Source organism: Lunatimonas sp. (genome assembly GCF_020832325.1).
GTDB lineage: Bacteria > Bacteroidota > Bacteroidia > Cytophagales > Cyclobacteriaceae > Lunatimonas.
This window is the reverse complement of the sequence record NZ_JAFIEU010000047.1, coordinates 65,638-86,163: the sequence shown is the minus strand read 5'-3', so window position 1 is coordinate 86,163 and position 20,526 is coordinate 65,638. Positions and strand designations below refer to the sequence as shown.

Below are 20,526 nucleotides of genomic sequence, written 5' to 3'. Positions count from 1 at the left end.
ATGATGGAAGCATAAGGACGGCGTTCGGGCTACCTTTACCAGTCCTAGTAAAATACAGTTTGCTTCAAACCTTTGTATGGGAAGAAATGTACCCTTTTGTAGAATCATGCCGTCAGCAACTCAGTTTTTTGCTGTAGTCTTAGGGCTATTTTTTCTATACTTAGCCGCATGCAGCCCGGCCAAAAATGACCACGAACTAGCTTCAATGCTCTCAGAGGAGGAGTTTTTGAACCCTTCAACCGAAAACCGTCCCATGGCCCTTTGGACTTGGATGAACGGGTACATAGATACCGTGAAGTTGGTATATGAGCTGGAACAGATGAAGGAAAAGGGGATGCGGGGGGCCATTGTCTGGGATCTGGGTGCGTTGATCAATCCGGACGGCATGATTCCCGCCGGGCCGTCCTTTTTAGGTACTGAATCGCTTCGCTACCTGTCCCTGGCCTTGGATACCAGTCACGAGTTGGGGCTGGATTTGGGGATCAGTGCAGCAAGTAGCTGGAATTCCGGAGGAGATTGGACGCCGCTGGAAGACGGAAGCAAGGAATTGCTACACAGCAACTTGTTGACGGAAGGTCCAGCTCGTATTCAGCGAACATTGCAAAATCCTGAATCACCCAGGGGAATGGCCGAGCATTGTGAATTAATCACGGTATTGGCTATTCCCCAAACACAAGACAAGTCCTATGAACCTACAGATATCATTGACTTGAAGGACAAGGTTACTGCCGGAAATGTCTTGGACTGGGAGGTGCCCGAGGGGCAATGGAAAGTCCTATCCTTTTTCACCTGCAATACGATGCAGCCCTTGGTGGTGCCCAGCCCAAATTCATCGGGTTTGATCATTGATCATTTGAGCCAACAAGCAACGGACCGGCATCTTGGTGAGATGATCTCCCGATTGGATCAAATCAGTACGGCCGAGAAGCAATTGAAATTTATCTTTTTAGACAGCTATGAGGTGTGGGAGATGGTGGACTGGACTCCTGTTTTCATCAAGGAGTTTGAAAACCGCTACGGTTACGATCCTCTTCCATTTCTGCCGATCTTACAGGGATATCAGGTAAAGGATCTCACTATTCAGAAGCGGTTTGAGGGAGATTACAGGCGCTTGGTAAGTGACCTGTTGATTGAAAATCACTACGCCCAAGCGGTGGAGATTGGCGATAAACACGGCATCCAAATGATCACCGAAGCCGGCCATGGCGGTCACCCCCGGGTGGAACCCTTAAAGGCACTGGGAAGCTCTCACATGCCGATGGGTGAATTTTGGAACCGGCAGCGGCATTGGGTCACCAAGGAAGCTGCCAGTGCGGCCCACATCTACGGGAAGCAGGTTGTGGCTTCCGAGTCCCTCACCGGGTGGAATCATTGGCAGCATGGGCCCACCGATTTTAAGCAGTTGGTGGATGTGGCTTTTTGTGAAGGGTTAAACCAGGTGGTTTTTCATACCTTTTCCCATAATCCGGAGATCGCCGGGAAGCCAGGATTTGTCTACCATGCAGGCGAGCATATCAATGTAAACGCCACTTGGTGGGAATACTCCCGTCCTTTTATGGACTATATCGCACGTGCTTCCTACTTATTGCGGCAGGGTAATTTTGTGGCAGATGTGCTGCTTTATTACGGGGACGATGCGCCCAACCTGGTACCGCCCAAGCGCATGGATCCCAACTATACACCGGATATGCCGGGACTCTTTCCTTCCTATTTTTACGATGAAACCAAGTGCCCGCATTGTGGTATGGACAGACCCATTATTACAGGGGAGCTGCCTGGGTACGAGTACGACTACGTAAACGAAGAGGTAATCACCACGAGGCTGGAAGCACAGGATGGCAGACTAATGTTGCCTCACGGATCCTCCTACAGACTGTTGGTGTTGCCGGATAGGGAGGATATATCCCTTGCGGTGCTGAAAAAATTGGAGCAGTTGATAGCCGAAGGAGCCGTGGTGCTGGGACGGAAGCCTACGCGGTCCACGTCCCTGAAAGGATACCCTGCGGTTGATCAGGAGATAAAGGAGTTGGCAGCTAAGATCTGGGGAGATTGTGATGGCAAAACCGTCTTTTCGCATACCTACGGAAAAGGAGCCGTATACTGGGGAAGATCCATACAGGAAGTCCTGAAGGAGTTGGGTGTGGGGCCGGATGTAGAGGTGAAGGGTGTCGACAACAAGGACAGGCATATAGATTTCGTGCACAGACGTACCGATTCGGAGGAGATCTACTTCATTTCCAACAGCAGTGAGCGGCAGGAGAGGGTGAGCTTGGTTTTTCGGGTAGACACTGACATGGAACCGGAGATTTGGGATGCCGAGTCAGGGCTGGTTCAACGGAAGGTAGCCTACACCAAGGTAGCCAACGGGATACAAATAGACTTTGTACTGGAGCCCATTGCTTCTCGCTTTGTCGTTTTTCGGCCTATGAGCTCTGGCAAGAACGATAAAAGGCTGCACCACGACTTGCAGTTTGGGTTTTCCGGAAATTCATCCGATATTAAACCTGCAAGGGTAGTCGATATTTCCACGGACTGGACGCTTTCATTTGACAGTACGATGGGTGGCCCCAGTGCAGCAAAGTTAGACAAGCTTATCAGCTGGTCGGAAATGGAAGAGGAGGGAGCGAAGTACTATTCCGGTACGGCTACTTATACGCGGGATTTGACACTGGAAAGCAGTCAGTTGGAGTCTGGTATGGAGGTCTACGTGCAGTTTGAGGACATTCAGGAGATGGCGCAGGTGTTTGTAAATGGTGTTGACTGTGGTATCGTGTGGTTGCCACCTTTCGTAGCCCGCATCACACCCCACCTCAGGGAAGGGGATAATACCCTTACGGTAAAGGCGGTAAATACCTGGAACAACCGCATTGTTGGGGACTTGAGAAACCCCGAGCAAACTCCTTTTACCCGGACAAATGCCAAGCCTCGATTTACCAAAAATACCCCCTTGCTGCGTGCAGGTCTGTTGGGAAAATCGCAGGTGTTGTTTGTCCAATAGGAATGAATACACCAAAACCAAAGCCTATAATACGCAGATGTCACGTAACTAGTATCCCATTGGTTGAGTGGTACCTTTACATAGGTTTCCGCCTTTGAGCCTCTGGTGTAGATATTGGGTCTGGCAGTAACTATACATTCATAAAAAATAATTATCGTATGCGACAGCGTTTATCTTTCTTATATACAGGTATTTTCCTGATGCTTTTTGCAATGGGTTGCGCACCGGAACCTGAGGAGAAACTCCCAAACATCGTGTATATTTTGGCAGATCAGTGGCGGGCATCGGCACTTGGCTATGCGGGAGATCCAAATGTAAAAACGCCTCATTTGGACAGATTGGCATCGGAGAGCTTCAACTTCCGAAATGCCGTTTCGGTGATTCCGGTTTGTACACCCTACCGTGCCTCGTTGATTACGGGTAGGTATCCCACGACCACGGGCATGTTTTTGAACGACGCCCACCTGCCCCAATCCGAATACGGTCTGGGCCAAGTATTGTCTGACCGAGGATATAGTACGGCGTATATAGGCAAGTGGCACTTGGATGGTCATGGCAGGCATGCCTTTATTCCTCCGGCTAGGCGTCAAGGGTTTTTGGATTATTGGAAGGTGGGAAATTGCGACCACAACTACAACCATTCCCATTATTATGCGGGCGAATCGGATGAAAAGCTGCATTGGGAAGGATACGACGTTTTTGCGCAGACCAAGGATGCGCAGCAATATATCCAGGATCAGCAAGGGTCGGATAAGCCGTTTGCTTTGATCATTTCTTACGGCACACCTCATTTTCCACATCATACCGCCCCGGAGGAATTCAAAGAGCGATATCCCTTGGACCAAATTATTCTTCCCGCCAATGTGCCGGAATCCATGGCAGAGGAAGTAAAGCTGGAGGCTCAGGGTTATTATGCCCATTGCGAGGCCTTGGATCAAAGCATCGGAGACTTGCTCGCTACTTTGGAGGAACTGGGAATCAGTGACAACACCCTCTTTGTGTTTACTTCTGATCACGGAGAAATGCTCGGGTCTCATGGCGTGAGACCTAAGGCCAAGCAAGTGGCTTTGGCTGAGTCTGCAAGGATACCCATGCTGATTCGTTACCCCGCTCTGCACGGTACATCCGGTAGGGTGGTTGAAACGCCCATCACCACGCCGGATATTTTCCCCACCATCTTTGGCTTGCTGGGTTTGTCTGTCCCCGATACCTACGAGGGAGATGACCTGTCTCAGGTGCTTACAGACGACATTGAGGTGGAAGACCATGCGGTACTTTATATGCATCCTTCTCCATGGGGAGTGGGAGGCGAATACGAAAGAGCATATAGGGCAGTCAAAACCTCGCAATACACCTATGTGCGGTCGTTGGACGGTCCTTGGTTATTGTTTGATGACAACCAAGATCCGCTTCAAATGAAAAACTTGGTGTCAGATCCCGAGTATGCAGCGGTAGTAGATAGGCTGGATGGCAGGCTATGGCGGCTGCTGGGTAAGATTGGGGACGAGTTTCACCCTGCACAATGGTACCTGGATCGGTGGAACTTGAAACCGGGAAGTCACGGAAGCATACCGTATGACAACGAGGGGACGCTTCCTCCTCAAATACCAACTTTGACAAAAGGGGCTTCCTGAGTTTTCCTTTTGGCAACAATCTATAGGGGATCGCTAAAACGTTTGTTAAATTGAGCGCTTCGAAAAAAAACCAAATGCTATGAGAAATATTGTTTTAAGTACATTGATGTTAAGCTGGCTTTTTGCTTCTTGTCAAAGCGAGGAAACAGAACAGCGGCCGAATATTTTATATATCATGACCGATGACCATACCCAGCAAGCGATTTATGCTTACGGTCACGGTCTGCTGGACAGTACCTATTTTCCCAATATGGACCGACTGGCAAAAGAGGGGGCGCTGTTCCGAAATAGTTTTGTGACCAATTCGATCTGCGCACCTAGTCGAGCGGTGTTGCTTACCGGCAAATACAGCCATATCAACGGAAAGATTGATAATGTGGTGCCCTTTAATTGGGATCAGCAGAATTACCCTAAGCTTTTGCAGGCAGGGGGATACGAGACTGCCCTAATCGGTAAAATTCACCTCGGGGGGAAACCTCAGGGCTATAATTTTTCGCTCACACTTCCCGGACAGGGGAATTATTACAACCCGGAGTTTATCCGAAATGGAGAAGTGGAGGAAAAATTCGAGGGCCACTGTGAGGCATTGATTCCGCAGTTTGTGATCGATTGGCTCGAAAACGACTGGGATCGAAGCAAGCCTTTTGCGGTAAACTATCATCCGAAGGCCCCTCACCGCAACTGGATGCCCGAGGAGAAGTATTTGGATCTGTACGAGGACCGAGAGTTTGATTTCCCGGATACTTTCTTTGACGACCATCAAGGTAGAGGTACAGCTGCCAAAGATCAAGCCATGTCCATTGTGGATGATATGTATTGGGGTTGGGATATGAAGTTTGAAAAGAACCCTTTCACCGGAGAAGACAGCCGTTTGCCAGCTCCCTTTGGACGAATGAGTGAGGAACAATTGGATGCTTGGAGAGCGGTGTACGAACCAGCCAACGAGCAGCTATTTGGGGATGGAACCCCGGGGGAGCGACCTCTCAGAGAGGCACCGGACCGGGAACGACTGGCCAGATTCATGTACAATCGCTACCTGAGAGATTACCTCAAAGTGGTCAAATCGGTAGACGATGGCATAGGTAGGGTTTTGGACTACCTGGAGAAAGAAGGCCTCTTGGAAAATACGGTTATCATCTATACCTCTGATCAGGGATTTTACCTTGGGGAGCACGGTTGGTACGACAAGCGGTTTATGTACGAACCTTCCCTTAGCACCCCCCTGCTGGTTCGGTATCCGAAAGAAATCAAGCCAGGTACGGAAGTGCAACAAATGGTACTGAACCTCGATCATGCCCCTACCATCCTCGATTATGCAGGTTTGCCAATCCCTGAAGATATGCAGGGAATGTCCTGGCGTCAGCCCGCGGCCGGAAAAAAGGTTCCCTGGAGAGATGCGATCTATTACCATTACTACGAATATCCCGGACCGCACGACGTGAAGAGGCACTATGGGGTACGGACCGACCGGTATAAACTGATCCATTTTTACCACGATATCGACGAGTGGGAGATGTATGACCTACAGAACGACCCGCAAGAAGTAAACAATCTTTACGGCAATCCCAACTATGCTCAGGTTCAGGAGACAATGCACCAAAAACTGACAGAGATACGTGCGCAGTACGGGGATTCGGATGAGCTGACAATGCAGTTCATGAATCAATAGCCCAATCTAACAAAACGAAATTCCTAACTTAATGCGGTTCCAATTGAAAATCTGCCAAGCGAAGAAGGCGCTTACCGGATACCTGCTGCTTGTACTGATTGCAATCCAGGCATGTGAGGCTCCGAAGGAGGAGATTCCGGTATCTAAGCCCAATATCATTTTCATTCTGACAGACGATCAGCGTTGGGATGCATTGGGGTATGCGGGTAATGAGATCATCCACACACCCCACATGGATCAGCTGGCGAGGGAGGGGCTTTATTTTGAAAATGCCTTCGTTACCACGGCGATTTGTGCCGCTAGCCGAGCGTCTCTATTTACCGGTCTGTACGAGCGCACGCACGATTTCACCTTTGGTAAGCCTGCTTTGCGGGATGAGTACATGAACCTAAGTTATCCCAAGCTGCTAAAGGACGCCGGGTATCGCACCGGGTTTGTCGGCAAGTTTGGGGTAAAGGTGAATGAAGGAATCGAAGATTCCATGTTTCACGATTCCAAAAAGACGTTCTGGCCCTACCTGAGGGAAATAGATGGGAAGCAGGTCCACTTGGCGGATATCAACGGTGATCTGGCCATTGATTTTATCCAAGCCAACAAAGACGAGCCTTTTTGCCTTTCCCTTTCGTTTTGGTCGCCTCATGCCGATGATGGGGCGGTAGAGCAGTATTTTTGGCCGGATTACGTGGATCATTTATACCGCGACGTAGACATACCGGTACATAGGACGGCAGACCCCGCCTTTTTTGACACCTTGCCGGAATTTCTGCAAACTTCCATGAATCGGGAGCGCTGGTATTGGCGTTTTGATACTCCTCAAAAATACCAGGAAATGGTCAAGGGGCATTACCGGATGATCAGTGCCGTAGACAGCGTCTTGGCCAGAATCAGACATTCCTTAGAAGAAACCGGTCTTGCAGATAATACAGTGATCGTATTGATGGGGGACAACGGGTACTTCTTAGGTGAACGGGGCTATGCCGGTAAGTGGTTGCTGCATGAGCCTTCTATTCGGGTGCCATTGATCGTGTACGATCCGAGGCTGTCGGAAACCCAACGGGGAAAGACCTTCTCCGAAATGGTGTTGAATGTGGATATTACACCCACGCTGTTGGATTTGGCGGGAGTTACTATTCCCTCAGAGTATCAAGGGGAGAGCCTAACCGCTTTCTATCGGGGTAAGCCTCAAGCATGGCGATCAGGTATTTATTTGGAGCACCGGCTGGAGAATAACCCCTCTTTGCTCAAAACGGCGGGGTATAGGGATGATGCCTATAAGTTTATCCGCTACGACGACTACGACTACTTGGAACTATACCATCACAAGACGGATACCGATGAGGTACATAACTTGGCATTGGATCCTGGCTTTGCGGATAAAGTCAGCTTTTATGCGCAGGTGGTTGATTCCATTACCCACCGTTTGCTGGATGCACGTGTAGGTAACTAATGACTTGGCAGACTGGTAGTTAGTAATGGTGTTGCTTGTCAAGTAGTGGAGTTAGTTTGGAGTTTCAATTTAAAATTAGTTACTAATGATATGTTTTCTATGAATTTGAAGCGTTTTCTTGTCCCCATAGCTTTTTTGCTAGGCGGGTCCCTTTGTGCGCAGGAAGTGAAGGTAATCAGCGATTGGAAGGAGTTTGGCCCCATTCCCAAAACCTGGAAGCAGGTAGGCGGTGTGCAGGGTCATTGGGAGCAGAATGACTTTCTGTCCACTGCACGTGGCACCGGAATATTGGTGAATCCTCCCAAACCGAAAAACGGGCCTCATCTGGTCTCGGGTTTCGAACACGGTGATATCGAATTGGAACTGGAGTTTATGGTGCCAAAGGGTTCTAATTCCGGAGTGTATTTGATGGGAAGGTACGAGATTCAGATCTTGGATAGCTGGGGCAAGGCTATCGTCAATTCGGGTGATGCAGGTGGAATCTACCAGCGCTTTGATATGGAAACCCGTCGGGGATTCGAGGGAAAGGCACCCAGAATGAATGTAAGTAAGGCGCCGGGCCTGTGGCAGCACTTTAAGATAGTGTTTGAAGCTCCGCAATTTAATACGCAAGGGGAAAAGGTGAAAAACGCCAAATTTGTGCAGGTGTTTCACAACGACGTGCTTATACACGAAAACGTGGAAGTAACGGGACCTACCACTTCGGCCATGTTTGAAGACGAGAAGCCCATGGGACCTATAATGATACAGGGTGACCACGGTCCGGTGGCGATAAGAAACCTTCGATATAAGCTATACGGCAATCCCGCTCCTGAGATTACCGGTCTGACCTACCGCTATTTCAAGGGTAAGTTTCAGTCCTTGGAGGAGTTTCAGGATAGCGGCGCCACGGAGGTTGGCGAGTTAGGCAAAATCAATTGGGACTTAGGACATGGTATATGGGATTTTGCCTACGAATATGCGGGCAACCTACAGATTTTGGAGGCAGGCGATTACACCTTTTCGCTCAGTGCCTTTGGGAAGGCCAGTCTATACATTGATGGACAAACCTTGCTAGAAGATTCAGCCCAGTTTCCAACCGAAGCACCCCGAACTGCCACGGTCCGCTTAGAGAAGGGTTCGGTGCCCTTGAAGTTGATTTTTTACAAAAACAATTATCCCGGTAGAAGACCACAGTTGGGGTTATTTGTGGAAGGGCCGGGAATAAAGGCCAGTCCCTTGCACGATCCGAACTCTTACGTTCAGCATGTGATTCAGAAGCCTTTGTATGTAGAGGCGGTGCAGGAACCGGTGGTTTTACGGGGTTTTTTGAACCACGGTGAAACGAAGCGTACGCATACCGCCGCTTTAGGCGAGCCAGTGGGTGTAAATTTTGCCTATGATCTGCAGCTAGGTACGCCATTGAGTATTTGGCGAGGTGGATTTTTGGACACCGCTCCCATGTGGCGCCAACGGGGAGAATCCCAGTTGATGGTGCCTACTGGTGCAATGGTAGCCCTAGCCGGTGGACCTACCATCGCGAAACTTCCCAGTCAGCAAAGTGCGTGGCCCGATTCCCTGAGTGCTGATTTGCTTCAGATACAGGGATATGTGTTAAACCGCACGCGGCGCCCCACCTTCAAGTATGTATTTGACCAAGTGGCCGTTGAGGATTACTTTGAGCCGGATATGGACGGCAGGGCACTTACCCGTACTCTTACCTACAAAAACCAAGGCCGGGCTTCCGACTTTTGGGTGAGAATTCTCTGTGCGGAAAGCATTGACCCGATGGGGGAGGGGACTTACCTGGTGAACAAGGGAGCCTATTACTTAAAACTGGTCCATCCAGAGCTGCCGGGTATGGTGATCCGGAATACGGACGCTGGGCAGGAGCTGATGGTGCCGCTGTCTACTTCCGAGGAGGGCCAAACGATCCAATATAGCCTGATTTATTGATTACAAATGATATATAAAATGACAAGAGGGTTTAAAGGTTCTATCCATATTGCATGGCCAACGCTGTCAGAGGTGACGTGCAGACGCATTGGTTTTTTGTCAAACGTACTGTTCGCTGTGTGTCTCCTGGGTTCCGGCACCTTGCTAGCGCAGTCTGCTGAACAGCAGGCAATGACCGCCAAGGAACAGGACTATTATACGATTGTGGATGTACCTATTCCAGATGGGATTGAGCTGGAAGTTGGAGGCCTGGCTTTTACGCCCGATGGCCGGTTAGGTGTTTCTACCCGCAGGGGGGAGGTTTGGGTGATTGAAAATCCATACATGGAAGGCACTCGGATCCCGAGATTCAGCCGTTTTGCCTATGGGTTGCATGAACCGCTGGGGTTGGCCTATCACCGGGGTAGTTTTTACGCCACCCAGCGGTCAGAGATCACTAAGCTGACGGATTTAAACGCCGATGGCAAGGCAGATGCCTACGAGACCATCGTCTCCTGGCCGCTTGCCGGCAATTACCACGAGTATTCCTATGGACCGCTTTTTACTCCGGAGGGCGATATGCTGGTGACGCTGAACCTAGGCTGGATAGGACACGGGGCGAGTCAGTCCAAGTGGAGAGGATGGATGATGAAGGTTTCTCCAGATGGGAAGATGGTTCCGATAGCTACCGGAATGCGTTCACCGGCAGGTTTTGGGTACAATGCCGAGGGAGACGTGTTTTATGGAGAAAACCAAGGCGATTGGGTAGGATCCGGCCGGATTACCCATGTAGAAACCGGCGATTTTGTGGGCAATCCCGAGGGGCTGCGATGGAGTCACTTGGAGGGCTCGCCGGTGAAATTGACCATGGAGGACATTCCGGACACCGGTGAACCCATGCACAAGGTGGCAGCGGATATTCCCGGGTTTAAGACCCCGTCCGTATGGCTGCCACATGGACTGATGGGCATTTCTACCTCCGATATCTTAGTGGATAAATCAGGTGGTGACTTCGGACCCTTCAGCGGTCAACTCTTTGTGGGTGATCAGGGGCACAGCAAGATCTTTCGGGTAGCCTTGGAAAAGGTCAATGGAGTGTATCAGGGGGCTGCTTTTCCCTTTAGAGAGGGTTTTTCTTCAGGCATACTCCGGATGGTATGGGGCAACGACGCATCGATGTTTGTCGGCATGACCAGCAGGGGCTGGGGATCTACCGGTTCGGCACCGTTTGGATTGCAGCGGCTGATTTGGACAGGTAAAACACCTTTTGAGATCAAGACGATGAACGCCCAGCCGGATGGCTTTGAACTCGAGTTTACGCTCCCCGTTGCCAAAACCAGCGCGGAACAACTGACTTCCTACAAAGCCTCCTCGTTCACCTACAAATACCACCACAACTACGGAAGTCCCGTTATAGAGCTGGAGGAACTGGACATTAAGGGCGTCTTGGTATCTGAGGATGGCCTAAAGGTAAGGCTGGTGGTAGATGGCCTTAAGGAAGGGTATATTCACGAGATCAATGCCGAAGGGATCAAATCCGAAGGAGGGAAAGACCTACTGCATTCGGTTGGATACTATACCCTCAATCAGCTTCCCGACGGGGAAAAAATAGACCTTTCCACCTTGGTAAAGCCACCGGCCATGGATCACTCTGCCCATCAACAGCACGCAGCGGCCCCAACTACTGCCCCCCCCGGCAGAGTTACTGCCTCCGTTTCTTCCGATGCAGGTTCGGCTAAGCGGGTGACGACGATGCCTTCTTCCTGGTCGGGAAGCGCGGATAAGACCATTATTATAAGTACCAAGCCGGGTTTAAAGTTTGATGTGGAGACGATAGAGGTAAAGGCCGGCAGCAAGGTAAAGCTCACCTTTAACAACGACGATGACATGCTCCATAACCTGGTGATTGTAAAGCCGGGGATGGCCGTGCAGGTAGGAGAGGCAGCATTGAAAATGGGCTTGGAAGGGTCGCAGAAAAACTACATTCCAGATTCGGGAGAGGTCTTGTTTCACACCAATATCCTATCGCCCGAAAGTACGGAGACCATCTACTTTGAAGCCCCCGCTGTACCTGGGGACTACATGTACGTATGCACCTTTCCGGGCCATGCCTATGTGATGCAGGGGGTGATGAAAGTGGTCAGATAGCGTTTTCTTTGAGTTTTCCGGAAATAGAGACCTTGATCAGGCTTTGATAATTTATCTGTTTTCAGGTAAGGGGTTAGGTCCTCCCCGGTTTCAAATTTTGTATATTGCTTAATCATGTTTAAGAAATAAATTAATGGTTTATAAAGACCCTCTGTCTAAGTTTTTCCTATTGATGGTCATGGTCGCTAGCATCGCGTCCTGCGATAAAAAGCCAAGGGAAAGACCACCCAACATCGTCATTATCTACGCCGATGATATGGGCTACGGGGATCTCCATATACAAAACCCCGATTCCAAGATTCCGACTCCCCACTTGGATCAGCTGGCAAGGGAGGGTATGCGCTTTACCGATGCGCATAGTTCTTCGGGAGTTTGTTCACCGAGTCGTTATGCCCTGCTTACGGGCACCTACCACTGGAGGAGACAGCATGGGATCGTCGATTCATTTGGAAAGCCCTTTTTCAATGAGTCGGATATTACGCTTCCCCAAGTTTTACGAGATGGGGGCTATCGCACGGCATGTATCGGTAAATGGCATTTGGGTTGGGACTGGGTCTTTGAAAATCCGCCTTCCGGCAAAACCAATCAATGGGGTAGGGAGATGTCCGTATATCATCCGGAAGACATTAACTGGGATCTGCCGGTGCGCGGCGGGCCGGTAGATCGGGGGTTTGATTATTATTTTGGAGATGGAACCATCAATTTCCCTCCCTATGCATGGATGGAAAACGATCGGTTTCTAGAAGCCCCAACCGAGGTAATGTACCTGGACAGCGTTGGGTTTGAAGTAAAGGAAGGGCAGTGGGAGTTTAGACCGGGTCCAAAAGTAAAAGGTTGGAATCCTTACGAGGTATTGCCCACGTTGGCCGAAAAGGCCGTGGAATGGATCAAAGGACAGGACTTCGATGAGCCCTTTTTTCTCTATTTTCCGTTAACCTCCCCCCATGCCCCCATTATTCCAAACGAGGAATTTGACGGGAAATCGCAGGCCGGAGCCTATGGGGATTTCGTATATCAATCTGACTGGATTGTAGGGCAGGTGTTGCATGCGCTTCGTGAGAATGGGTTGGACGAAAATACGCTTGTCCTATTTACCTCAGACAATGGGCCTGAGCACTATGCCTTTCCACGTGCCGAAGCATATGGTCACTTCAGTATGGGGGAGTTGAGGGGCCTGAAGCGGGATATCTGGGAAGGAGGGCACCGGGTTCCTTTTATTGTCAAGTGGCCGGGTCGGATTGCCCCCGGGGAGGTTTCTGACAAGCTCGTATCTCAGATTGATATCATGGCAACCCTCTTGGATTTGGCGGGGATAGCGCTTCCTACAGGTGCCGCCCCAGACAGTTATCATTTTTTAACGGAGCTCAGTGTCGGTGCCAGACCATTGCCTCAGCGTACCAGCCTAATCCACAATACCAATGAGGTGAGGTGGGCTGTTCGTGAAGGCGATTGGCTGTACATTACTGATAGTACGGGTCAGCATACCAATATGCCGGTGTCCTTTTTCGAACGTAGGGGATACACCCATTTTGGAACTCCTGAACTGCTGTTTAACCTTAGCGATGACCCCGGGCAATTCAATAACCTGTCTTCGATGTATCCGGAGCGTTTAAAGGAGATGCAAAGCTTGATATCGGAAAGTAAGGCGAAGGGCTATTTTTCCAACAGGAAATAGTTGCGGAAAACGTAGCCAACTAGCGTTGATTTATCCTATGGATTGCCTCCATTTAAACAACGAAATCCAGTTATCAGATTTTTATTTAATTATGTACCAAAACACTTTGTAATCTTAAAATAAAGATTTAAATTTTGATATGGTTTATTAACAAGTGAATTCTTTTGTTTTGAACTTCATTTTTTTTAGGCATTTGAATCACAGAGTTTTTAATTCATCGATTAAAAGTAGTTTCCTGATTTCTGTATTACTAATACCTTTAACCACCTTGAAAGCCATAGACACGTACTCCGATACCGAACTGCTTTTCCTTTTACAGGATGAGACAGATTCACGAGCATTTGAGGTTATTTATGATCGGTATTTCTCGATCATTTTTAGGTATACCTATAAGATTATGCAGGACAGAAGCGCGTCTGAGGATTTGGTGCAAAATATATTTATCGGGTTTTGGAAGAATCAGGAGAAGGCTTCCATAGAAAATTTGAGGGCATACTTTTTTGGAGCGGCTAGAAATCAAATTGCCAAACATTTTCGACGTAACAGGTTTAATAATGTTCAATTGGAATTTTCTAAAGAGTGGGAGGTGAGTCATAACACAGAGGAGTATTTGGCAGCCTTGGACACACGCAATTCGATTGAAGCTGTTGTATCAAGACTTCCGTCAAAATGTAGGAAGGTTTTTGAATTAAGTCGTTTTGGTTTCCTTTCAAACAAAGAAATCGCCGTTAAAATGGGGATTTCGGTTTTTACGGTAGAGAATCACATCAAAAAGGCACTTTTTTATTTGCGGCAGTCCCTACAATTGGGGATATTCTTTCTTTTTCTACGGTAATTTTTTTTGTTTTTTTTCTTGTTGAGTAGCTGATCATATTACTTTCTGGTACTACTACAATATAACCATTAAGGGATTGATGAAAAGTCAACATATTTTTGAATTAGCAAAACGATTTCTATCTGCCAAGGAAGACTCTTTAGACAAGGAAGCCTTCGAACAATTATTAGCTGAGTTCGAAAAGCGCGGCGAAGAGCCAGATCCTTCGTATATCGAGCAGGCGAAAAGTAAGGTCTTAGCTGAAATTTATTCGAGAAATAAAGCCAGAATGAGAAATCGTCGTCTTTTCATTGGTTCGTTGAAATTTGCAGCCTCTTTTATTCTGACTGTTGGAGTTTCTTATTTTATTTATTTAAATCTCCTGTCAAATTCGGACGAACCGAATTGGGTGACCAAAAAAACCGAAATTGGAATGAGGTCCACGATTTCATTGAGTGATGGAAGTGTTGTTCGGTTGAACGAAAATAGCAGGTTGGAATTTCCGGAGGTGTTTGCTTCTAATGAACGAGTGGTTAGGCTATACGGGGAGGCCTACTTTGATGTGGTTTCCAATAAGGAAAGACCTTTCAAGGTGATTTCAGATAATACAGAAGTAACTGTACTTGGAACCACCTTTAATATCAACACATTTCAAATCCCTGAAATAACTGTGGCTTCCGGGTCCGTTAAGGTCGCAGATACGCTGTTAAAAGAGCATGTTGTTTTGTCCCCAGGTCAACAAGCTGTAATTGGTAATGAAGAAATAGCTGTGCGTGAAGTAAACCCTGCATTTGTCATCGGATGGCATACTAGGAAGCTGCAATTCAACGAACTTCCGGTTCTGGAAGTCTTTCGTGTATTGGAACGGGCCTACGGAGTGACGATAAACTTTGGCAGTGGTTCCAAACATATAAATTGTCAAATAACCGGGAAGTACGAGGGGGAGAGGATTGAAACGATCATGAAAGGACTAACGAATATCTTAGATTTTACCTACGAGACAGATGTTTCTACCAAAACAATCACATTAACGATCCAACAATGTAAACAGTAATGCCTATGAAAATATAACGTCTAAAAAAAGATCCAGAGTCTGCGGCAACAGCTCTGGATCAACGCCTGAATCCAATTAATTATCTACTTCACTAAGAAGATTAAAGCAAACAAAATTATGAAAATTAATCTACTAAAACTATTGATCATGGCATCAAAAAGGCTCTTCTATGCCTTCTTTGTTCAAATAATGGCAATGCAACTATTAACTGCAACGCCTTCTAACAGCCAAAACCTAGAGGATGTTGCAATCAACATTAAAGTTGAGGCGAGGTCATTTAAAGAGGTACTAGATCAAATAGAACAGAAAACATCCTTCCGTTTCACCTACAATCAGAGTATTTCGAGTGTAAGAAAGTCGTTCAGCTTAGATTTTGCGAATAGCAACCTAAGGGAAGTATTGGAATATCTTTCAGAGACGGCGGGTTTCGAGTTTAAACGCGTAAATAATACAATTTACGTTACTACAAACTCATCGGTATCAAGTTCAAAGCAAGTTACTGAGTCAGGGGGAAATGATTTAACTAGTGAATCAGCGCCTCAGGTATCAGGTATTATTCAAGACGGAAATGGCGAGCCCATTCCCGGTGCGTCAGTATTGGTAAAAGGAACAACTACCGGGACCGTTACGGATCTATCTGGCAGTTTTGTCCTAGATGTGTCTGAAGGGGCGGTTTTAGTAGTCTCGTTTATCGGGTACGCAACCAAAGAAGTAGTTGTAGGAAGTCAAACTTCGTTTATAATCACTTTGGACGATGAATCTCAGGCTTTGGGTGAAGTAGTCGTAACCGCCTTCGGATTAGAAAGAAAAAAGGAGTCATTGGTTTATTCAGTGACCGAAGTTAGAGGTGAGGAGTTCACTCAGGCAAGAGAAACCAACATTGCAAATGCCTTAACCGGAAAAATTGCTGGAGTGAATGCTACAAGTATGGCAAGTGGTCCAGGTAGTTCTAGTCGTGTAGTAATTCGCGGAAACGGTTCATTGAACGGTAATAACCAACCACTGTACGTTGTAAACGGTATGCCTATTTCAAATAATCCAACTACCATTTTGGATCAGGCAGATGGGGCAACCACTGATTTGGGGGACGGAATTCAAAGTATTAATCCGGATGATATTGAGTCCATTTCTGTGTTAAAGGGTGGTGCTGCCGCTGCACTTTACGGAAGCCAGGCCGCAAACGGAGTTATTTTGATTACCACAAAACAAGGTACACGCGGAAAAAAGGGTATGGGGGTTGAGATCAATACCAACCTGACGGTCGGAACCATCAATATTTTCCCGGATTATCAATACGAATACGGTCAGGGGAGTTTAGGGGTTCGGCCCCAAAACCAAGGACAAGCCATAAGTACAGGGCGGTTATCTTTTGGAGAGCGGATGGACGGACAGCCCTATGTTCAATTTGATGGAGTCATGCGACCGTATTCACCTGTTTACGTAAAAGATAACATCAAGAATTTCTATCGATCTAGTACCAATTTGGTAAATACGGTAGCAATTTCGGGTGGTAATGAAGGGGTTATTTACCGCTTTTCTATGTCTGATCTTCGTTCTCAGGCCATTGTGCATGGATCGAGCTTTAGTAGGCAAACCGCTAACCTAAATTTAAAGACATTTTTAAGTGATAAACTGAGCTTCGACACCCAAATTCAATACAACTACGAATCGGGAGTAAACCGTCCCGGTGTAGGATATGTTGGTACGAATTCAGCATGGGGCGTTTATCTTTTGGCAAATACGGTAGATGTAAGGAGTCTTGCTCCTGGATATGATCCAGAAACCGGTCAGGAAACTGAATGGCAACACGTGAACCAGGCAACGAACCCATACTTTGCGCGAGATAGAATGAGAAATTCCGATTATAGGAACCGTGTAATTTCACAGGCTGCCTTGACTTATGATATTCTCCCAAATCTTTTCTTAAAAGCCGACTTCATGAGAGATTTCAGTAGCTGGAATGGAGAAGATTATTACCCAAAAGGAACTGCATTTCGACCTCTAGGTACATACAGATCCGTTAGTGATGAGCAATCCAGGACGAACGCCAGGGTGATTGCTAATTATAGCACGGATTTTTTGGAGCATTTTAATTTTGCCGCTATGGGCGGTGCTAATCTAGAGAGAGACAACGCATTTTCGACCTCACTGATTGGATCGGAATTCATTATTCCTGATTGGATCAGCCATGCTAATTTGGCTATCTTGGTCCCAGATAAGGCATTGGTACGGTCTGGCACTAATTCTCTTTTTGCATCGACAGACTTTAATTACAAAGAGGCAATCTATTTGAGCTTAACTGCTAGACAAGACTGGTTTTCTACGTTAAGTACGGGTAATAACCGGATTTTCTATCCATCCATAGGAGGAAATGTTATTTTATCCAGCTTGTTTAAAATGCCGCGAGGTATTGAGTTTGCCAAATTTCGCAGTTCTTGGGCAGAGGTCGGTAGTGCCACCGTAGCTCCTTATGCCATAAACCAACTGTTTGGATTTCGGCAAGGGGGGCATATGGGAGTACCTGTACAGACTTCGTCCACAGCGATTTCAAACCCTGATTTGCGTCCGTTAACTTCGACAACATTTGAAGTAGGGTTGGATGCAAATTTTTTAGAAGGCAGGTTGGGCATTGACCTTACCTACTATCGTAGGATGAACACCGATGATATTGTCCCTACAGGAATCGCTCCTTCATCTGGGGCTACTTCTATTCTATTAAATGTTGGCAAAATCAGAAACAGAGGAATTGAACTCCTAATTACTGGTGTACCCGTTAGGTCAGGTGATTTTACATGGAATACCAGTTATAACCTCGGTTACAATGAAAATAGAGTAATTACGCTAGCCGAAGGTCAAGCGACCGGTGCCAGCAGCTTGTTGGGCAAGGATTTGAGTACCCGCTTTGGAAGAAGCTACATGTATAACGAGGAAGGGGTGAAAGTTTACAATAGCCGAAGTCGTTATGCGATGTTGGGTCCAATTCAAGCACTTGGCGTCGGAGTTCCTCCATATACCATGGGTTTTGAAAATACATTTTCGTATAAAAGGGTCTCCTTAAATATCCTATTGGATGGAAAATTTGGGAATCACTTCTTTTCTCAAAACAAACAATATATGTGGCGTTTTGGGCTGCTTAAGGAAACCCTACCGGGTAGAGAAAACGGGCTTACATATTCTGGTGTTAATGAGAATGGGGATGAATTTACTCAAACATGGCCTGCTAGCTTTATGTCGACTTATTATAATAACGATGGTCAGTATGCAGAGAACTTTATGATTGACGGAAGCTTTGTAAAACTGAGGAACCTAATTCTCAACTATAACTTCGCACCAAGTGCGGTTCAAGCATTGGGCTTAAATTCGGCTCAAATATCGCTAGTAGCCAGAAATCTCGCAATTCTATATAGGAATTCTGATCATTTTGACCCAGAACAGGGATTTGACCCGAATAGCAATAACCAGAATTTTGCAGGTGTGATGCTTCCTAGAACCAGAGAGATTGGTGTAAATATAAAGGTTAGTTTCTAAGACAGCCTATAAGCCTACTTGTCATAACCAAATAAGAAAAAAATCATGAAAATCATATATAAATTTAGTGTCATTCTGATACTATCATCTAATATCTGCTTCATTGGATGTAGCGATTTGACCGACCTCGCAGAGTTAAATAGGAATCCAGATGCTTTCGAAGAAGTAGTTCCAGAGTTCTTGTTTACGAATTCACAGCTAATAGGAGCAGCATTTAATTTTACGAACGGAGCAGACGGACAACATTTTATTTTGGCACAGGCGATGCAACATTTCGCCACCCATAGTGAGGTCCGAGGTACAGGGGACAAGTACTTTAATGAGAGTATGGCGCGAAGCCATTGGGCGATCTATAGTACTTCGCTTATGGACAATGAAAGGGTCATAGAGACAGTAAAGGATGATCCAAATAAAGTTAATATGCTATCTGCCGCGAGAATCTGGAAGACTTATATGTTTCATATCGTAACCGATGTGCATGGAGATGTTCCTTATTCGCAAGCTCTGAAAGTTCTCGACGGTAACATACGACCCGTTTATGATACGCAGGAGGATATTTACCTGAATATGCTGCAAGAACTCGAGGAGGCAGCACTAGCCTTTAATCCAGCGTTGCCAACGTTTGGTAATTCCGACTTGTTCTATGCAGGTGATATTGTTAAGTGGAGGAAGTTTTCGTACTCTTTGATGCTAAGACTTGCTATGCGATTAACAGAGGTAAGACCTGATATTGCTGAAGCCTGGGTCAAGAAAGCCATCACTGGAGGTGTAATCCTAGCGGATAATGAGATCGCAAAGCTTTCTTTTGAGGATGGCCCAATCCCCCACAGCCGAAATCCAAAGGCTGCCGTATTATTGCAGCAGGACTACCAAAACCCACAGGCCGGAATTAGCAACACCCAAGGTGGAAAGTATGCAGAAACGCTCATTGACCACCTTAAAAATACTGGAGATCCAAGGTTAAACGTTATTGCAGTTGTTTGGCTTGATGCCCCAGGAGGTACCGGGTATGTGTATGATACAACCACAGTTTTGCAGAGAGGTATGAAAAACGGAGCTTTCTTTGGAGAGCCTGATGATTTTCAAACTTATTCAGAACCCCATCCCAATACAATTTTAAATTTTGCCAGCCCCATTTTGACGATGACTAATGCTGAAACCCATTTACTTCTTGCGGAGGCATCCTTAAGAGGATGGTATTCGGGGGATGCAAAGGCGGCATACGAGGATGCTGTCCGAGCTGGAATGAGGCAATGGGCCTTATTTGGTGATGAGGGATTTATCTCCGGTGATAAGATCGAGTCTTATGTTAGACGAAACCCCTACTTATCAAACGGAACCTTTGAAGAGAAACTGGAACAAATAAGCACTCAAAAATGGGTATCTTTATTGTTAGATAATTACGAGATATTCGCCAACTGGAGGAGAACAAACTACCCCAGGCTTATTCCCACCAATTATCCTGGTAATATAACCGGAGGTACTATTCCCCGTCGACTTATCATCCCAGATTCTGAAATCGAACTCAACCAGGACGCTTTTTACGCTGCATATAATCGCCAAAATGTAGGGAATCTATTAACAAGTACTGTTTGGTGGGATCCCCAATATCAAAAATAGTCCCTGCATTTAATTTAAACTCAAT

The 20,526-nt window shown here is 46.9% G+C and carries 11 protein-coding genes; all 11 read left to right on the top strand.

Annotated features, from left to right (window positions below):
• Positions 1-76 precede the first annotated feature (76 nt).
• The 11 genes from JJU34_RS18245 to JJU34_RS18195 all read left to right on the top strand — a co-directional run bounded on the left by JJU34_RS18245 (position 77) and on the right by JJU34_RS18195 (position 20,501).
• Positions 77-2,998 carry a glycosyl hydrolase gene (locus tag JJU34_RS18245; RefSeq protein WP_228693854.1) on the top strand — a complete coding sequence of 974 codons (2,922 nt, stop codon included), beginning with the start codon at positions 77-79 and terminating at the stop codon, positions 2,996-2,998.
• 158 nt (positions 2,999-3,156) lie between these two features.
• On the top strand, positions 3,157-4,632 hold the full coding sequence (locus JJU34_RS18240; RefSeq protein ID WP_228693853.1) for a sulfatase: 1,476 nt from the start codon (positions 3,157-3,159) through the stop codon (positions 4,630-4,632).
• Between the two features lie 79 nt (positions 4,633-4,711).
• Positions 4,712-6,301 (top strand): sulfatase, encoded by a 1,590-nt coding sequence (locus JJU34_RS18235; protein ID WP_228693852.1) that lies wholly within the window; start codon positions 4,712-4,714, stop codon positions 6,299-6,301.
• Positions 6,302-6,332: 31 nt separating this feature from the next.
• Positions 6,333-7,748, top strand: a complete 1,416-nt coding sequence (locus tag JJU34_RS18230) for a sulfatase (protein ID WP_228693851.1) — start codon at positions 6,333-6,335, stop codon at positions 7,746-7,748.
• A 99-nt stretch (positions 7,749-7,847) separates the two neighbouring features.
• Complete coding sequence (locus JJU34_RS18225) at positions 7,848-9,683, top strand: family 16 glycoside hydrolase (protein WP_228693850.1); 1,836 nt, start codon at positions 7,848-7,850, stop codon at positions 9,681-9,683.
• A gap of 171 nt (positions 9,684-9,854) precedes the next feature.
• Positions 9,855-11,810, top strand: a complete 1,956-nt coding sequence (locus JJU34_RS18220; protein ID WP_228693987.1) for a plastocyanin/azurin family copper-binding protein — start codon at positions 9,855-9,857, stop codon at positions 11,808-11,810.
• A gap of 133 nt (positions 11,811-11,943) precedes the next feature.
• Positions 11,944-13,485: an arylsulfatase gene (locus tag JJU34_RS18215; protein WP_228693849.1), complete on the top strand. Its 1,542-nt coding sequence runs from the start codon at positions 11,944-11,946 to the stop codon at positions 13,483-13,485.
• A 268-nt stretch (positions 13,486-13,753) separates the two neighbouring features.
• Positions 13,754-14,320 (top strand): RNA polymerase sigma-70 factor, encoded by a 567-nt coding sequence (locus JJU34_RS18210; RefSeq protein ID WP_228693848.1) that lies wholly within the window; start codon positions 13,754-13,756, stop codon positions 14,318-14,320.
• Between the two features lie 79 nt (positions 14,321-14,399).
• Entirely contained in the window at positions 14,400-15,353 is a 954-nt protein-coding gene (locus JJU34_RS18205) for a FecR family protein (RefSeq protein WP_228693847.1), read from the top strand.
• 117 nt (positions 15,354-15,470) lie between these two features.
• Positions 15,471-18,881: a SusC/RagA family TonB-linked outer membrane protein gene (locus JJU34_RS18200; RefSeq protein ID WP_228693846.1), complete on the top strand. Its 3,411-nt coding sequence runs from the start codon at positions 15,471-15,473 to the stop codon at positions 18,879-18,881.
• Positions 18,882-18,926: 45 nt separating this feature from the next.
• Positions 18,927-20,501, top strand: a complete 1,575-nt coding sequence (locus JJU34_RS18195) for a SusD/RagB family nutrient-binding outer membrane lipoprotein (RefSeq protein WP_228693845.1) — start codon at positions 18,927-18,929, stop codon at positions 20,499-20,501.
• Positions 20,502-20,526 lie beyond the last annotated feature (25 nt).